The sequence below is a fragment of the Frankia sp. CoBUL1 genome (assembly GCF_978021245.1).
The window spans coordinates 1-15,766 of record NZ_CDXDOS010000066.1 but is presented as its reverse complement, the minus strand read 5'-3'; the positions used below and the strand labels follow the sequence as shown (position 1 = coordinate 15,766).

General features: G+C 69.5%; 17 protein-coding genes and 1 pseudogene. 8 read left to right on the top strand and 10 right to left on the bottom strand.

Features of this window, described 5'->3' with window-relative positions; genetic code table 11:
* The first annotated feature begins 214 nt into the window (after positions 1-214).
* Entirely contained in the window at positions 215-877 is a 663-nt protein-coding gene (locus AC08OX_RS07655; protein WP_476607162.1) for a 2'-5' RNA ligase family protein, read from the top strand.
* A 29-nt stretch (positions 878-906) separates the two neighbouring features.
* Entirely contained in the window at positions 907-2,142 is a 1,236-nt protein-coding gene (locus AC08OX_RS07650) for a YihY/virulence factor BrkB family protein (protein WP_476607161.1), read from the top strand.
* 542 nt (positions 2,143-2,684) lie between these two features.
* On the opposite strand, the pseudogene AC08OX_RS07645 reads toward AC08OX_RS07650, so the two are convergent.
* From AC08OX_RS07645 to AC08OX_RS07635, 3 genes and pseudogenes are all read right to left on the bottom strand, one after another.
* Positions 2,685-3,503: pseudogene (locus AC08OX_RS07645) on the bottom strand (D-alanyl-D-alanine carboxypeptidase family protein); the annotation flags it as partial.
* Positions 3,504-3,714: 211 nt separating this feature from the next.
* A complete protein-coding gene (locus AC08OX_RS07640; protein ID WP_476607165.1) occupies positions 3,715-4,566 on the bottom strand; it encodes a DUF1003 domain-containing protein in 852 nt (283 codons plus the stop codon).
* A gap of 686 nt (positions 4,567-5,252) precedes the next feature.
* Positions 5,253-5,813: a GNAT family N-acetyltransferase gene (locus AC08OX_RS07635; RefSeq protein WP_476607160.1), complete on the bottom strand. Its 561-nt coding sequence runs from the start codon at positions 5,811-5,813 to the stop codon at positions 5,253-5,255.
* Positions 5,814-6,080: 267 nt separating this feature from the next.
* Between AC08OX_RS07635 and AC08OX_RS07630 the strand changes: the two genes are divergently transcribed.
* Positions 6,081-6,656, top strand: a complete 576-nt coding sequence (locus AC08OX_RS07630; protein ID WP_476607159.1) for a hypothetical protein — start codon at positions 6,081-6,083, stop codon at positions 6,654-6,656.
* Positions 6,657-6,792: 136 nt separating this feature from the next.
* Here AC08OX_RS07630 and AC08OX_RS07625 read toward each other — a convergent pair whose 3' ends face one another.
* Together AC08OX_RS07625 and AC08OX_RS07620 are read right to left on the bottom strand one after the other, a co-directional pair.
* Positions 6,793-7,026 (bottom strand): DUF5615 family PIN-like protein, encoded by a 234-nt coding sequence (locus tag AC08OX_RS07625; RefSeq protein WP_476607158.1) that lies wholly within the window; start codon positions 7,024-7,026, stop codon positions 6,793-6,795.
* A gap of 5 nt (positions 7,027-7,031) precedes the next feature.
* Positions 7,032-7,262 carry a DUF433 domain-containing protein gene (locus AC08OX_RS07620; RefSeq protein ID WP_476607157.1) on the bottom strand — a complete coding sequence of 77 codons (231 nt, stop codon included), beginning with the start codon at positions 7,260-7,262 and terminating at the stop codon, positions 7,032-7,034.
* Positions 7,263-7,436: 174 nt separating this feature from the next.
* On the opposite strand from AC08OX_RS07620, the gene AC08OX_RS07615 reads away from it, so the two are divergent.
* The 4 genes from AC08OX_RS07615 (at position 7,437) to AC08OX_RS07600 (ending at position 8,449) form a co-directional block, all read left to right on the top strand.
* Entirely contained in the window at positions 7,437-7,514 is a 78-nt protein-coding gene (locus AC08OX_RS07615; protein ID WP_476607164.1) for a hypothetical protein, read from the top strand.
* 180 nt (positions 7,515-7,694) lie between these two features.
* Entirely contained in the window at positions 7,695-7,916 is a 222-nt protein-coding gene (locus AC08OX_RS07610; RefSeq protein WP_023839758.1) for a type II toxin-antitoxin system HicB family antitoxin, read from the top strand.
* Positions 7,913-8,140, top strand: coding sequence for a type II toxin-antitoxin system HicA family toxin (locus AC08OX_RS07605; RefSeq protein WP_476607156.1), 228 nt, complete (start codon positions 7,913-7,915; stop codon positions 8,138-8,140). The genes AC08OX_RS07610 and AC08OX_RS07605 overlap by 4 nt, the downstream gene beginning before the upstream one ends.
* 33 nt (positions 8,141-8,173) lie before the next feature.
* Positions 8,174-8,449, top strand: a complete 276-nt coding sequence (locus AC08OX_RS07600; RefSeq protein WP_011435128.1) for an SCO4848 family membrane protein — start codon at positions 8,174-8,176, stop codon at positions 8,447-8,449.
* A 254-nt stretch (positions 8,450-8,703) separates the two neighbouring features.
* On the opposite strand, the gene AC08OX_RS07595 is transcribed toward AC08OX_RS07600, so the two are convergent.
* Positions 8,704-9,468, bottom strand: coding sequence for an SDR family NAD(P)-dependent oxidoreductase (locus tag AC08OX_RS07595; RefSeq protein ID WP_011435129.1), 765 nt, complete (start codon positions 9,466-9,468; stop codon positions 8,704-8,706).
* A 366-nt stretch (positions 9,469-9,834) separates the two neighbouring features.
* Here AC08OX_RS07595 and AC08OX_RS07590 point away from each other — a divergent pair, with 366 nt between their 5' ends.
* Positions 9,835-12,030, top strand: coding sequence for a DEAD/DEAH box helicase (locus AC08OX_RS07590; RefSeq protein ID WP_476607163.1), 2,196 nt, complete (start codon positions 9,835-9,837; stop codon positions 12,028-12,030).
* Positions 12,031-12,047: 17 nt separating this feature from the next.
* Here AC08OX_RS07590 and AC08OX_RS07585 read toward each other — a convergent pair whose 3' ends face one another.
* From AC08OX_RS07585 to sdhC, 4 genes are read right to left on the bottom strand one after another with little or no spacing between them, the layout of a single operon-like run.
* Positions 12,048-12,746, bottom strand: a complete 699-nt coding sequence (locus AC08OX_RS07585; protein WP_011435131.1) for a succinate dehydrogenase iron-sulfur subunit — start codon at positions 12,744-12,746, stop codon at positions 12,048-12,050.
* Positions 12,746-14,506 (bottom strand): succinate dehydrogenase flavoprotein subunit, encoded by a 1,761-nt coding sequence (gene sdhA, locus AC08OX_RS07580; protein WP_476607155.1) that lies wholly within the window; start codon positions 14,504-14,506, stop codon positions 12,746-12,748. The genes AC08OX_RS07585 and sdhA overlap by 1 nt, the downstream gene beginning before the upstream one ends.
* Positions 14,507-14,554: 48 nt before the next feature.
* Positions 14,555-15,016: a succinate dehydrogenase hydrophobic membrane anchor subunit gene (locus tag AC08OX_RS07575; RefSeq protein WP_476607154.1), complete on the bottom strand. Its 462-nt coding sequence runs from the start codon at positions 15,014-15,016 to the stop codon at positions 14,555-14,557.
* Positions 15,016-15,411, bottom strand: coding sequence for a succinate dehydrogenase, cytochrome b556 subunit (gene sdhC, locus AC08OX_RS07570; RefSeq protein WP_011435134.1), 396 nt, complete (start codon positions 15,409-15,411; stop codon positions 15,016-15,018). The genes AC08OX_RS07575 and sdhC overlap by 1 nt, the downstream gene beginning before the upstream one ends.
* Positions 15,412-15,766: the final 355 nt, after the last annotated feature.

The window sequence follows — 15,766 nt, the reverse complement described above, 5'->3', positions numbered from 1 at the left end:
CGCGGAAAGGCTCATTGTCAGCTTTTGGTCATGATCTGGAATCCGCATCCCCTTCCCATGGTCCGCGCGGGACGGCCGTGGCTCATGGGCCATGATGTCGGCATGCTTCCTCGGCGAGACCGATCCCGACGGCCGGTTCTTCACCCGGCGCAGGCAGGCATGTGGATACGCAGAGTAGCGATCGTCACTGCTTTCGTCGGGGAGCCGGTCCCGCATGACTGAGGGGGTGAACGGTCATACCGTCCAGGTTGTCCCGGCCGTTGATCCCGGTGGATCGGTCGATCCGCTCGGTTCCGCGGCTCGGGTGGACATCGGGGTGGCGATCGGCATCCCCGAGCCGTACCGCACAGAGCTTCAGGACTGGCGGGAGCGACTCGGCGACCCGAACGCAGCCCTCATCGTCCCGCACGTCACCCTGCTGGGTCCGACCTCCGTCGGGTTCGTGGAGCTGCCCATGATCGAGCGCCACCTCGCGCAGGCGGCGCGGACGAACTCCCCGTTCACCATCCGCCTGCGGGGATCCGGCACGTTCCGGCCGTTGTCTCCGGTCGTGTTCGTCGCCCTCGCCATGGGTATTCTCCGGTGCGAGAAACTGGCGGCGGTGGTACGGTCCGGTCCTCTCGACCGGCCGCTCAGCTTTGCCTACCATCCGCACGTCACCGTCGCGCACGATCTTGCCGAGGACGCGTTAGATCGCGCCTTTGATGCGCTCGCCGAATATCAGGCGCAGTTCGAGGTCAACGGGTTCGGGATGTACGAAAGAGGCGCCGACCTGCGCTGGCGGCAACTACGCTTCTTCCCGTTCGGTCGCCCTGAGCGTGGGCCGGAACCGGTGGGCGGCGGGAGGCGACGCGCCACACTCGGATCTCGGGAGTGAGCGCACGCCGTCGGGGGACAGTAACGAATGTGACGGGACCTCGTCAGGCGGTACGGGCCGGTGTCGGGACGGTTTCCGGTACCGCTGTGGCGGTACGCCGGAAACGTCCGTTTCTCGATCACCTCGTCCGGGCATATTCCCGCTACACAGCCGATGGCGGTGATCGTCTCGCGGCGTCGGCGACCTACTTCGCGTTCCTTTCATTCTTCCCGCTGATCGCGCTGGCCTTCGCGGTCACCGGCTTCGTCGTAGACGCGTACCCCGATGTGCAGGAGAGCCTGACCCGGCAGATCAACGACTATCTTCCGGGCTTGGCGGACAAGCTCGACGTCGCCTCGATTGGCAACGCCAAGGTCGGTGTGGGCATTATCGGTCTTGCCGGCCTCCTGCTCGCCGGACTCGCGTGGATCGGCGCGCTGCGGGACGCCATCCGTCTCGTATGGCACCAGGACATCGATGTCGGTAACATCATCACCCGGCGGCTGCGGGATGTCACGGTGCTCGCGGGACTGGGACTGACTCTGTTGGCCTCACTCGTCGTGACCAGCCTCTCGACCTCGGCCACCGGGTCATTCCTGAGCTGGATCGGATTGTCCGGCAGCACCGCCGCGGCCTGGGTGACCGGCCTACTGGCCCTGCTCATCGCCCTCGCGATCGACACCGCGGTTTTCCTCTATCTGTTCTGGCGGCTGCCGCAGCAGACCGACCGGGTGCGGACGGTCCGGGGTGCGGTGCTCGGCGCCGTCGGAGTCGAGATCCTCAAGATCGTCGGCACCTGGCTGGTCGGGCAGACCATGAGCAATCCGGTGTACGGTACGTTCGCGGTGATCGTCGGGTTGCTCATCTGGATCAACATTGTCATGCGATGGACGCTGTTCGTCGCTGCCTGGACCGTGACGGCGCCCTACAACTCCGACGTCTTCCCCTCCGGTTCGGCAGCCCGGCATACCGTCGCCGAGGCGGCCGACCACGCGGCGGCGGGGAGCGCGGGCGCGGCAGGCGCGGGATCCACGGGGCCGGAGTCCTACCGGTCGAGCGGCTCGCCGAACCCGGAGGCCTCCCGCCGCCTGGTGCCCGGCTCCCAGAACGGCTCGACGCCGCTCGAGTCTGCTTCATCCGACCCGTCGTCGGCGAAGCCATCCTCGGCCGGACCGGTGCGGGTGGCGTCGGAGAGCAACCCGCGTGGCACGGTGCCCCTCCCCGCCCGGGTACGGGCACTTCTGCGCCGCCGCATACCCTCGGGGACATCCAGCAGATCGGACTGATCAGGTCCGGCCGCCGGCCGCAGCGTTACGGACACGTGTCCGTAACGCGGTGCGGGTGGCCGGCCCGACGGGCGCTCGACGTCCCGGAGGCCCGCCGCCGCGTGCCGCCGCCGGTGCTGGTGTCGGCGTACCCGGGCGGCCCGATGGGTGAGTGCGGTGAGCAGGCATGCTACGACGGTGCCGCCGATCGCGATCCAGGTTATCGGGCCGATGCCGCTGCCAGGATCGCCCGCGCGGGCGACTCCGTGCCGCGAGGAGGAAGAGGAGCGCGAGGAGGAAGAGGAGGATGTTGCCGCGCCGGCGGTCGGCGCGACCCCTGGACCCGCCGGGCTGATGGAGGGCCGGTCTCCCGCGGGCCCGCTCGACGCCGCCGCCGTCGCCCCGGGGTTCGCGAGATACCCGACCGGGGTGACCGTGTTGGCGTGTGCGAAGCCCCAGTCGAGCAGCGCGCGTGCGTCCTTGCCGTAGGCGGGAGCCGTCCGCAGCAGGGCGACGATGAGGGTGTGGCCGCCGCGGGTGGCCGCGCCGACGAACGTCGCGCCGGCCGCGATGGTGTAGCCGTTCTTCACCCCGATAGTCCCCTCGTAGGAACGCAGCAGGGCGTTGTGGTTCTGGATCTCGAAGCGGGTGCCCCCCCGGCCGGCGAGCGAGGCGCGCGGGATCGTCAGGTAGCCGCGCACCGTCGGGTTGTCCAACGCCGCCCGACCGAGCACGGCTAGGTCGTGCACACTGGTGACCTGGCCGGGACTGTCCAGTCCGGTCGGGTCACCGGCGACGGTGTCCGTTGCGCCGAGTGACCTGGCTAGAGCGTTCATCCGCTGCAGCACGGCGGGAGTTCCCCCGCTCGCCTGGACCAGGGCCATGGTCGCGTCGTTTCCGCTGGAGATCAGCATGGCGGTCGCCAGGTCACGGACGGTGTATCCGACCCCCGGCACGAGACCGACCTTCGTGCCGTCCACCCGAGGGGCGTTCTCGTCGACCGTCACGACCCGGTCCGGCGGCAGGCCGGGCAGCACGGTCAGCGCGGTCAGGATTTTCATCGTGCTGGCCGGGAGATCCTGGGCGTGTGGGCGGTAGGCGGCGAGGATGGCGCCGCTTCCCGCGTCCGCGACGAGCCACTCGGCTGCCGTGAGACCGGCCGGGGGAGCGGAGTCGGAAGCGGCGGTGGGTGCCGGTGCGGCGAGCGGGACGGTGGGCGGGACCGCGGGTGGAGCGCTGGCCGCAGCCGGCGGCCCGAGGCCGGCCGCGGGGGACGCGGCGGTACCCAGGCCGCTCGTGGGACCGGGAGTGGGTGCGGGGCCGGCCGCGGTCGCCGGAACGATCTTCAGGAACGGGGTGAGGACTGCGCCGAGGACCGCCACGGCCACCAGCGCCCGCCCGAGGCTTCCGCGGAGGCGACGCGGGTCATGCCGGGGCGGGCAGGGGACACGCACCTGTCGAACGCTACTGGGTTGACCCGTTCCGCAGAAGGGTGGTTACGACCCGTGTCGCGAGTGGACGTTTCCTGGGTAGGAATCCACTGGTTGCGGCTTTCCCATTGAATGCCAGGAGGAGCCCGTATGGGCAGAGAGACTATGGTGCCCGTGCGTTGTAACTCCTCTGTTCTTGAGGTGCGTCGTCGCGCTGGCCTCCCGGGTGGGGTCGTCGAGCGTGGTCTCCGGGGTGGGACCGGTGGCGATGGTCGGCGTCGTCTTCCTGTCGGGACCGCCGTTTTCGCGGTTCCCGGTGCGGGTGGCATACCCGGTGTCCGTGGAGCGAGGGGGGATGCCTGCCGTGCTCACACCCGTGGTGTTCCTGCGCTTGTGGTGCTTGGGCCGCCGGGGGCGTTCCGGATTCCCGATGTTCGGCTTGCCCGTGGGCGGGCAGGCCCTCGGTCTCGGGGTCGCTCGTTTCCCGGGGGCCACCACCGGCCGTGGGCGCCGGCCCGCCGTGCCGTGACGGCGATCGTGCGGCGGTCGGCTCCCGTTCATCCGACGCCGTCTGGGGCGGAACGTGAACCGCGTCCCGCACCAGACTCTCGATGTCGCCGCGAAGAGATTCGAGTTGGCCGGCCAGCTCGCCGCGCATGTACTGCCGGGTCGCCGCATCGCTCTGGGCAAGCCGGAGCGCGGCGATCTCACGCGCGAGAAACTCGGTGTCTTCCCGCATACGTACAGCGACCGCCCGATCCTCGGCCAGCGAGGCACGGTCACGGTCGTCCTGTCGGTTCTGGGCGAGCAGGATCAACGGCGCCGCGTAGGCGGCCTGAGTCGAGAAGGCCAGGTTCAGCAGGATGAAAGGGTAGGGATCCCACCGCAGCAGCGGTAGCGCGATGTTCAAGGCTATCCAGACGATCACGATACAGGTCTGAATGGCGAGGTAGCGCCCGGTTCCCAGGAACCGGGCGATGGCCTCCGCGAAGCGACTGACCGATTCCCGGTCCATGCCCCGGGGGATCAGTGTGACCCGGCCGGAGGCGGGCAGGTCGAGACGCTCGGTGCAGGCACCACGACGTCCCGCGGTCCGCGATGTTGAGATGCTCATGGAAGGTCCCCCTCCGCGCGCCCCAGCCACTGCCGGACAGCTGCGAGCGCGCATTCCTCGAGCAGGCCGCGGGCGGCATCGCCACGGCGACCTCTGGTCGATACGACTTCGATCGACCGCACCTGCTTGTGCACTGCTCGCGGCCCACGCGACTGCCGACCCGGACGGATCAGGGAAGCCCGGCCGGGACAGGATGGCTCCGTGCTACCGGCACGAACCGGTCGGGCCGGGAGAGCGGCGACCATCGTCTCCGAGGCGGAGACGCCGTCGCCGACGGCACGGCCGCACCGGACAGGAGGGCCGTGCGTCCGAACAGGCCGGACTTCCGAACAGTGCCCCGGGCGTCGTCTACCCGGGTTCCGTGGACGCGGGCCGGGCGCGACGGTGCGCGCTCATCGGCCCGGGATTCAGTGCTGGCTGACGTCCACGAGCAGGAAGCGGCCTTTACTGGAGCACCCGCCAGGACTCACAGCGGCCACCTCCTCGTGTTGGTTCTCCGTAGAGGATTTTTCGGGGGCTTGTCAAGGATAACCGCCGGAGCTGTTCCCTAACCCACCGGGGCACCCGTGATACCGGTCGCGGTGACGTCACCCGAAGCGGGGACTGTCAGCGGGCGGCGGGGGCCGGGCGGGATACAGCGGCAGCAGCATCGGAACGAAGACCTTGACGGTCGGATCGTCGGTGACGGGTTTCGGCCCGCCCAGGACGAGGAATCCGTGGCGGGCGTAGAGGCGCCGCGCCGGACGGTTCCCGGGGACCACCCAGAGCTTCACCGCCTCCGCGCCCGCCTGGCGGGCCCAGTCGATCGCGGTGGCCAGGAGGGTGTCGGCGGCTCCGGTGCCCCGCGCCTCGGGAGCGACCCACATGGCGCCGAGTTCCCGTAACCAGGGACGGCCCACCGGGGTGAAGCCCTGCACCATCCCGGCGGCCTCGCCAGCCACGGCGACGATGGCCACCAGATCGGCGGACGAGTCGGCCCCGGCGCGGGCGCGGGCGTCCCACTCCTCGGCGGGCAGCGCGCTCGCCTCGGCCAGGGTCTGCCAGAACGCCGAAGGAGCATCGGCGAGCGCGGCAAGACGCAGCCTTCGCAACAGCATTCCCTCGTCTGGTCCGATCCGGCGCCACCGGATGTCGTCGGCCCCCAGCACCGCTTCCTCCCTCCCGCCGTCTTGCCTGTCTTGCCCGCCGACCTTGCCCGCCGACCTTGCCCTCCTCGCGGATCCCTTGCGCATCCTCCGTGTCAGTGCCGCCCGTGACCAGACCGTCGGCCGGGAGAGGTCGGTGTTGTGCGGGACAGGCCGGTGTTGCGCGTAATCGGTCCGGCCTTTACCGCAAAGTGCTCCCGGGCAGCGAGGGAAGCGCGGATACTGATCAAAGCGGCGGGACGGCGGAGGAGTCGCGCGAGATGATCTATCGTGGGTAGGCCCGTCTCGTTGATCGTGCGGCATGACGGGCCTTCGTGGTCGGCCTGGTCCCCGCAGTGCCCGGGGCTGGCGATGGCCCAGCCGTCCGCCGCGGAGCTGCGGGCCGCGTTGCCCGACGTCTTCGCGTGGTACTTCGGTGAGGCCACCGAGATCGATGCGCAGATCCACGTCGAGCGGAGGCTGTGCGGTGGCGTCGCCGTCCGGATCGCCCAGGATGCGCAACTGTGGGAACGTCAGCTGGTCGCCGACCGGCTGGGCGAGGCCTTGGCCGCCGGGGACCAGGCTGCGCGGCTGCGTGCGGCCCCGGGCAACGCGGCCGGCGAGGTGATCTATGTCTGCGCGCTGCAGTCGGACCGCGTCTCCTGGCTGACGGGCCAGCTGGAGGATGAGAACGACGCGGTCGTGGCCACCCTCCCGGTGGCCGAGACGATGCTGTGGACCATGCGGTTCGGAGCGGCCCGCAGCGGGGCCGGGGAATCGGTCCAGCCGCCCGCCTACCGTCCCGACACGACGTTCAGCGAGGTGATGCAGACCTTCGCCGGGCCGCTCCAGCACCTGCGGGCGTGAGCCGCGGGACGTCGAAGGCCATGGTCGTCGGATCGTGGTTCTTCGTCGGCCGGCCCCTCCGGGCCGGGTTGTCCGATCGACCTCGCAGCGCGACTGTCCGTGCCGTGGTCGCGATTCCCGCTGGGTGTGTCTTGCTTTACCAACTATGACGGAGCACGGAAGGGCCGTAGAGTCCGGTCCGGGCGAGGATGCCGCCGAAGTCGGTGTCGGCTGAGATCAGAATCCTTCGCTCGTCTCGCGCGAAGCCGAGGACGGTGGTGTCGTCGGCCGCGCCGAGTCTGACGTCTCGAACATGGAGAACGTCGTGCCCAGCCTCGCGCAGGCCGGTCGCGAGAGTGTTCGACAGGTTGTTGTCGAGCAGGAAGCGCACGTTGGTCAGGCTGGGACGATCAGCGGAAGCTGCTGCTCGCGGACGGCTTCGGCGGCGAAGCGGAGTGCCTCGCGGATGTCGTCCATGTCAAGGTCCGGCAGTTCGGTGATGACCTCGGTGGCGGACGTGCCGTCCGCGATCATTCCGACGACCGTTGCTACCGGGATGCGCAACCCACGGATGCAGGGGACCCCGCCCATCTGTGCCGGGTTCACTGTGATGCGGGTGAAGTGCACGGGCCACCTCCTCTCGCGCTTCAGCATACGGTGATCATGGTGGTCTTGAGGTGGTGGCCATGAGACAGGTCACGAGATCGCGGCAGCGTGGTGCTCGTGGGTTGTGTTCAGCTACACGCTGTGTGACGGGTCTCGGTCGGCTCGTCCGCGTGGCGCGGGTGCGAAGCTGGAGGGGTGACCCTCTCAAAGCGTGCGTCCTGGTTCTTGATCGTGGTGGGTGTGTGGACGTGGGCGATCTGGCCGAATTTGTAGAGCATTCATTTATGACCTAGGTATTCCAGCGAGTCGGGGGTGGCCTCGTGCCTCTCGTGTGTACTCGGGCCGTTGGAGATGGCTTCTGCTCGTATGGTCGACAGGGGACTGGTTGATCATGTCGAGGAGGTGGCGGTGAGCGCTTCGCCAGGTGTGGCAGGGACGGCTAGGCTGATCTCCATGGAGCGAGCGGCGCGGCTGACGGCTGTCGTCACGCACGAGGGTGACTGGTATGTGGCGCGGGCTTTGGAGGTCGAGGTGACCAGCCAGGGAGCCAGCGTCGAGGAGTCGCTGGCGAATCTTCGCGAGGCGCTGGAGCTGTACTTCGAGGACCAGCCGTTCCCCGTGACCGCCGCGGACGGTCCCATCGTCGCTCCGCTGGACATCCGCCTGTCGGCGTGACACCCGCGCTGCCTCGGATCTCCGGGGCGAAGGTGGTGAAGGCTCTGGGGCGTGCCGGCTTCGAGGAGGTCGCTACTCGTGGCTCGCACTGCAAGCTGCGGCACAAGGAGAGCGCTCGGGTTGTGATCGTGCCGCTCCACCGGGAGCTGGCGACGGGCACTCTCGCCTCTGTTCTGCGCCAGGCGCGCATCGAGGCGGAGGAGCTTAGGATGTTGCTCACCTGAGCCCGACGGGATCCCGGGTGCGAAGCTGGAGGGGTGACCCTCTCAAAGCGTGCGTCCTGGTTCTTGATCGCAGTCGGCGTCTGGACGTGGGCCATCTGGCCAAATTTCCTGCGGAACGTGTGGAAGGATGATCGTTCCTGGGACGACGGCCCGACTGGCTTCTTCACGGTCCACCTGGTCCTGACTGTCGCTTCCCTCGCCATCGGCTCCGTCGTCGGCTGGCTGGGCATCCGCGGCGCACGCGCCGTCCGCCATGGCGATACCGGTGATGATGCCTCATCCAGGCGGCTGATCAATTCGGGTCGTTGACATGCCGAAAGCGGCGGTAGTCTTCGAAACCGCTCCGTGTCATGATCGGCTCTACGCCGTGTGATTCTCCTGGCGTTGGGAAACAGGGGCCGACCTGCGCGGGTGCTTCGCGTTGATCGTCGTGTGTGGTCGCACCGAGTCCCAATTGGGTGATTGAGCGCGTGGGCCCACTCCGGGGCGCGGAGCGGCGCATCCCGGAAAATCCGGGACACGCCCGACCAGTCCGGCGCCAGGGGTTCCCGCGCGACGCGGTGTCAGCCGACCTGCTCGGTGGGCCGCATGAGCAGTTCGTTGATCGCGACCCGCCGCGGCCGGGTGACGATGTAGGCGACGGCGTCCGCGATGTCCTCGGACTGCATCGGCTCGATGTCGGCGATGCGGCGCATGACGATATTCCGGATCTCCTCGCGGATATGGGACCTCAGCTCGGTCTCGACGGAGCCCGGTTCGACCACCGAGACGCGCACGTGCCGGGCGGTGACCTCTTGGCGCAGCGACTCGGTGAACGCGTTCACCCCGAACTTGGTGAGGTTGTAGATGCCGGCGCCCATGGTGGCGTGCCGTCCCGCCACCGAGCTGATGTTCACCAGGTCCGCGACCTGGCGGGGGCCGCCGTCCGCGGCAGTGAGCAGATGCGGCAGCGCCGCATGGGTGACGTACAGCAGGCCCTGCAGGTTCAGGGCCACCATCCGGTCCCACTCCTCGGTCGGCGCGTCGAGGATCGGCCCGGGCAGCATGATACCGGCGTTGTTGACGACGGTATCGAGCCGGCCGAGCTCCGCCACGGTGCGCTTCACCGCGTCGGCGGCCTGGGCCTGGTCGGTGATGTCCAGCGGGAGGGGGAGGGCGGTGCCGCCGGCGCCGGTGATGTCGGCGGCGAGGCGCTCGAGCCGGTCGCCGCGCCGCGCGACCAGCGCCATCGCGGCGCCGTGCCGGGCCAGCTCGCGGGCGGTCGCCTCACCGATGCCGCTGCTCGCACCGGTCACCAGGGCAACGGTGCCGTCCAGCCGTTCGCTCATGTGTACGCACTCCTGAGTCGTGGGCGAGTCGCCGGGTCAGTCAGCGTGGTCAGGCGCCCTACCTGGAGCGGCTGGAAGGGGGTGCCGCGGCTGGCCGCACGAACCGGTGGAACCCGGCGACAGGCACTGTCCGGTCATGCCGGGCGAAGCCTACCGTGATCGGGTATCTGCCGAGCCGTCACGGTGACTCCGTCCCGCTGTGACCTGGGACGATCCGATCTTGTCGGTGGCATCGGGTAGACACCTCTCATGGCAGCAGACGAGACGACCTCCGCGCTTCCGGGGGCTTCCGGCCCGGCGTCGCCGGTCGCGCATGCCCCGGATCGGGCGGAGGCCTGGCCGGGCCCGATGTTCCCGGCGGGCCCGATGTTCCCGGCGGGCCTGGCGGACCCGGGGCCCGGTGGGCTGCGGGAGCGCGCGGAGGAGCTGCTGCGGGCGCTTGCCGGGCCGGCCGCGGCGCTGCGCGAGGACCAGTGGCAGGCCATCGACGCGCTCGTGACCCACCGGCGCCGGGTGCTGCTCGTCCAGCGCACCGGTTGGGGCAAGTCGGCGGTGTACTTCCTCGCCACGGCACTGCTCCGCGGCGCAGCGGGACGCGCTGCTCCGACGGTGATCGTCTCCCCGTTGCTCGCGCTCATCCGCAACCAGGCGGCGGCCGCGGCGAGGCTGGGCATCCGCGCCGGCGAGATTCACTCCGGCAACGTGACCGAGTGGGACGAGGTCTACGCGGCGTTGCGGTCGGGCGAGCTCGACGTGCTGCTCGTCGGGCCGGAGCGGCTGAACAATCCGACCTTCCGGGACGACTACCTGCCCGAGCTCGCCGCCACCACCGGGTTGCTCGTCATCGACGAGGCGCACTGCATCTCCGACTGGGGGCACGACTTCCGGCCCGACTACCGGCGGCTGCGCACCCTCGTCGCCGGGCTGCGTCCGCGGGTCCCGGTGCTGGCCACGACGGCCACCGCCAACACCCGCGTGGTCGAGGACGTCAGTGAGCAGCTCGGAACCTCCGCTCCCGCCGGCCCGGCGTCCGCCGGGACGTTGGTGCTACGCGGGAGTCTCGATCGGGAGAGCCTGCGGCTCGCGGTCGTGTCGCTGCCGCAGGCCGAGCACCGGTTCGGCTGGCTCGCCGACCATCTCGGCGAGCTGCCCGGATCGGGGATCGTCTACACGCTGACGAAGGCGGCGGCGGAGGAGCTGACCATCTTTCTGCGCGGTCAGGGTCATGCCGTCGCCACCTATCACGGTGGCATCGAGGCGGCCGAGCGCATCGTCGCCGAGGAGGATCTGCTCGCGAACCGGGTCAAGGCGCTGATCGCCACCAGCGCGCTCGGAATGGGCTTCGACAAGCCGGACCTCGGCTTCGTCGTCCACCTCGGAGCTCCGTCGTCGCCGATCTCCTACTACCAGCAGATCGGCCGGGCCGGCCGGGCGCTCGACACGGCCGAGGTCGTGCTCCTCCCGGCGGCTGAGGACCGGGACATCTGGCGCTACTTCGCGGACACCTCTTTTCCGCCGGAGCACGTCGTCCGCCGGGTGCTCGGAGTGCTCGCGGGCGCCGATCGGCCGCTGTCGACCCAGGCGTTGCTCGCGTCCGTCGACCTCGGTCCCAGCCGACTCGACCAGATGCTGAAGGTCCTCGACACCGACGGGACGGTCCGGCGAGTCAGGGGCGGCTGGGTGAGTACCGGTGAGCCCTGGTCGTACGACGAGGAGCGTTACCGGCGTGTCGCCGCGGCGCGGTCTCGGGAGCAGCAGGCGATGCTCGACTACATCGTGACGACCGGCTGCCGGATGGAGTTCCTGCGCCGGCAGCTCGACGATCCCCACGCGGCGGCCTGCCGGCGGTGTGACCGGTGCACCGGTCGGTCGTGGTCGTCCGCGGTCTCGGAGTCCTCGCGGACGCGGGCCCGGGATGAGCTGCACCGGGCGGGCGTCCCGGTCGAACCGCGGCGGATGTGGCCGACTGGGATGGGCCGGCTCGGGGTCGACCTGGCCGGGCGTATCCCGGCGTCGGCCGCTGCCGAGCCCGGGCGGGCGCTTGCCCGACTCAGCGATGTGGGCTGGGGCAACCGGCTGCGCCCGATGTTCACGTCTGCCACCCTCGCTGTGCCCGGCTCCGCTATGCCCGGCGCCCTCGACGGCCCGCTTCCCGGTGATCTCGTCGAGGCGGTGGTCGCAACGCTCGCCGGTTGGGGATGGCAGCGGCGGCCGGTGGCCGTCGTGTCGATCGCGTCCCGCAGCCGGCCCCGGCTCATCGCGAGCCTCGCCGAGCGCATTTCCACCATCGGACGCCTGCCGCTGCTGGGGCAGCTCGACCGGGTCGCCGGCGGGCCGCACACCGGGCAGGTGCACAACAGCGCGCACCGGCTCGCCGGCCTGTGGGATGCGTTCACGGTCTCCCCGGCCCTTGCCGCCGCCCTGGGCGAGCTCGGCGGCCCGGTGCTGCTCGTCGATGATCGGATCGTCACCGGCTGGACGATGACGGTCGCCGCTCGCCTGCTCCGGCAGGCCGGAGCGCCGTCGGTGCTGCCGTTCGCGCTCGCGGTGGACACCGCATGACCGGCCGGGAGGAAGGCTCAGACGCGGCGGAACAACAGCGCCCGCTTGACTTCCTGGATGGCCTTGGTCACCTGGATGCCGCGTGGACAGGCGTCGGTGCAGTTGAAGGTGGTCCGGCAACGCCAGACCCCCTCGCGTTCGTTGAGGATCTCCAGGCGCTCGTCGGTACCGGAGTCACGGCTGTCGAAGATGAACCGGTGGGCCGCGACGATCGCCTGCGGGCCGAAGTAGTCGCCGTCGGTCCAGAACACCGGGCACGCGGTGGTGCACGCCGCGCACATGATGCACTTGGTCGTGTCGTCGAAGCGGGCCCGGTCCTCGGTGGACTGCAGTCGCTCGCGGGTCGGCTCGTGGTCGTCCGTGATCAGGTAGGGCTTCACTGCCCGGAACGCGTCGAAGAACGGTTCCATGTCGACGATGAGGTCCTTCTCCACCGGCAGACCTTTGATCGGTTCGATGGTGATCTCCGAGCCGAGGTCCTTCACCAGCACCTTGCAGGCGAGGCGGTTGGCGCCGTTGACCCGCATCGCATCCGAGCCGCACACCCCGTGCGCGCAGGACCGGCGGAAGGCGAGCGTCCCGTCGAGGTTCCACTTGACCCACATGATTGCGTCGAGCAGCCGGTCGCTCGGATCGAACGGCACCTGGTAGCTCTCCCAGTGCGCCTCGTCGACCGTCTCCGGGTCGTAGCGACGGATCTTGAGGGTGACTGTCATCAGTACTTGCGCTCCATCGGCTGGTAGCGGGTCATGACAACCGGCTTGTAGTCCAGGCGGATCTCCGCCTCCGGCGAGGCGGCCACCAGCGGCCCCGACCGGTAGGCCATCGTGTGGCGCATGAAGTTGACGTCGTCCCGGTTCGGGTAGTCCTCACGGAAGTGGCCGCCGCGGGACTCGTTGCGGGCCAGCGCCCCGACGACCAGGACCTCGGCGAGGTCCAGCAGGAAGCCGAGCTCCACCGCTTCGAGTAGTTCGGTGTTGTAGCGACGCCCCCGGTCGGACACGCCCACCCGCTGGTAACGCGTCTTGAGGCCGGAGATGTCGCTCAGTGCCTGCTTGAGCGTCGCCTCCGTCCGGTACACCGAGGCCTTGACGTCCATCGACTCCTGTAGTTCGCGCCGGATCGCGGCCGCGTTCTCGGTTCCGGCGCCCGCGCGCAGGCGCCCGAGCAGGTCCTCGACGAACGACGCCGGGTTCTCCGGGAGGTCGACGTGCTGTGCGTTCGCGTTCGCGTTCGCGTACGCGGCGGCGGCGATGCCAGCCCGCCGGCCGAATACGTTGATGTCGAGCAGCGAGTTGGTGCCCAGCCGGTTCGCGCCATGCACGGACACGCACGCCACCTCGCCGGCCGCGTACAGACCGGGCACGACCGTGTCGTTGTCCGCGAGCACCTGCGCGTCCACGTTGGTCGGGATGCCGCCCATCGCGTAGTGCGCCGTCGGCTGGATCGGGATCGGGTCGTTGTACGGTTCGATGCCGAGATAGGTCCGAGCGAACTCGGTGATGTCGGGCAGCTTTGCGTCGAGGTGCTCCGGCGGCAGGTGGGTGAGGTCAAGGTAGACGTGGTCGGCGTCCGGGCCGCAGCCGCGGCCGGCACGGATCTCGGTGTAGATGGCGCGAGCCACCATGTCGCGTGGCGCAAGGTCCTTGATGGTCGGGGCGTAGCGCTCCATGAAGCGTTCGCCGTCCTTGTTGCGTAGGATTCCGCCCTCGCCGCGGGCACCCTCGGTGAGGAGAATCCCCATCTTCCAGATGCCGGTCGGATGAAACTGGAAGAACTCCATGTCCTCCAGCGGGATGCCCCGCCGGAACGCCAGACCCATTCCGTCACCGGTCAGCGTGTGCGCGTTGGAGGTGACCTTGAAGACCTTGCCGAAACCGCCGGTGGCGAACACCACCGACTTGGCCTGGAAGATGTGGATCTCTCCGGTCTTCAGCTCGTAGGCGACCACCCCGGCCGCCGCGCCCTTCTGTAGTAGCAGGTCGAGGACGTAGAACTCGTTGAAGAACTCGATGTCGTGCTTGACGCACTGCTGGTACAGTGTCTGCAGGATCATGTGCCCGGTGCGGTCCGCCGCGTAGCAGGAGCGGCGCACCGGGGCCTTGCCGTGGTCGCGGGTATGGCCGCCGAACCGGCGCTGGTCGATGCGACCCTCGGGCGTCCGGTTGAACGGCAGCCCCATCTTCTCCAGGTCGAGGACAGCGTCGATGGCCTCCTTCGCCATGATTTCCGCGGCATCCTGGTCGACCAGGTAGTCACCGCCCTTGATCGTGTCGAAGGTGTGCCACTCCCAGTTGTCCTCCTCGACGTTGGCCAGGGCGGCACACATGCCGCCCTGCGCCGCGCCGGTGTGCGAGCGGGTGGGATAGAGCTTGGTGAGCACGGCGGTCCGGCAGCGGGTGCCCGCCTCGATGGCGGCACGCATGCCGGCTCCACCCGCACCGACGATGACTGCGTCGTACCTGTGGACCTGCACGCCTACCTCCATCCGTCCGATGCTGGGGTCACGGGATCACCGGCGCGTTCAGATGTCGGGATCGAAGGTGAAGATGACGAGGGTGCCGAGGGCGACGACCAGGAACGCCGAGGTATAGAGCAGCGTCTTCAGCCAGAACCGGGTCTGGGGCCGCCCGGCGTAGTCGTTGATGATCGTGCGCAGGCCGTTGGTGCCGTGCAGCTCCGCCAGGAGCAGCATCACCAGGTCCCAGGTGCGCCAGAACGGTGACGCCCAGCGGCCGGCGACGAACCCGAAGTTCACCCGCTGCACCCCGTCGTCGAGGATGTTCATGATGAACAGGTGACCGAGTACCAGAAAGAACAACAGCAGGCCGCTGACCCGCATGAATACCCAGGCGTAGAGCTCGAAGTTGGTGCGCGCCTTGGCGCTGCCCGGCTTCCCCCGTCGGCGGGAGAGCCCGGGGGTGCGGGGCGCGACGAGCTCCGGCGCGCGCGGGCCCGCCGGGCCACCGGGGGGAGCGGTCGTCATCAGGTCGTGCTCCCGAACAACGTCTCGAAGGTGTGCAGCAGCATTCGGGAGGCGGCGGCAACCAGCAGCACGACGAAGATGACGAGCTCGACGTACAGCATCTGCTTCTGGTATCTCGGGCCGGACTCCCAGAAGTCGATCAACATGATCCGGATGCCGTTGAGGGCGTGGTACAGCACCGCCGCGACCAGGCCGACCTCGAGCAGGTTGACGATCGGGCTCTTGTAGACCTCGATCACCTCGTTGTACGACGTGGGGGAGACCCGGACGAGAGCGGTGTCGAGCACGTGGGCGAAGAGGAAGAAGAAGACCAGGACACCGGTGATCCGGTGGGCCACCCAGGACCACATACCCTCTCGACCGCGGTACAGCGTGCCCGCTGGTGCCTTCGGCAATGAAAGCTCCTCCGGATCGGCCCAGCCGATGGGCCGGAAAGGTCATGTCTGGGGGCGCTCTGGCGACCCGACACATCGTCGAGACGATGGCGCATCTCACCCAGATGCTAGTGCCGGGCCTGGTGGAGGGCATGTTCGGGCCGGGCGCGTCCGGGTGAACTCGGCCACAGGCGGCACTGGGACGCCCCCCGGTTCCGGTGCCGGCCCGCTCCCCGAGCCATCCCTCGACCGGGTCGTCAGGGAACGAAGGTGGTGGTTCCGGTCGGCGCCGGCCTCTCCAGGGGGCACAACGCCGCCCGTCGTTTCGACGACGGCACCGGCGCCGACCGGCTCGGCGAGGGGGTGACCCTGGGGG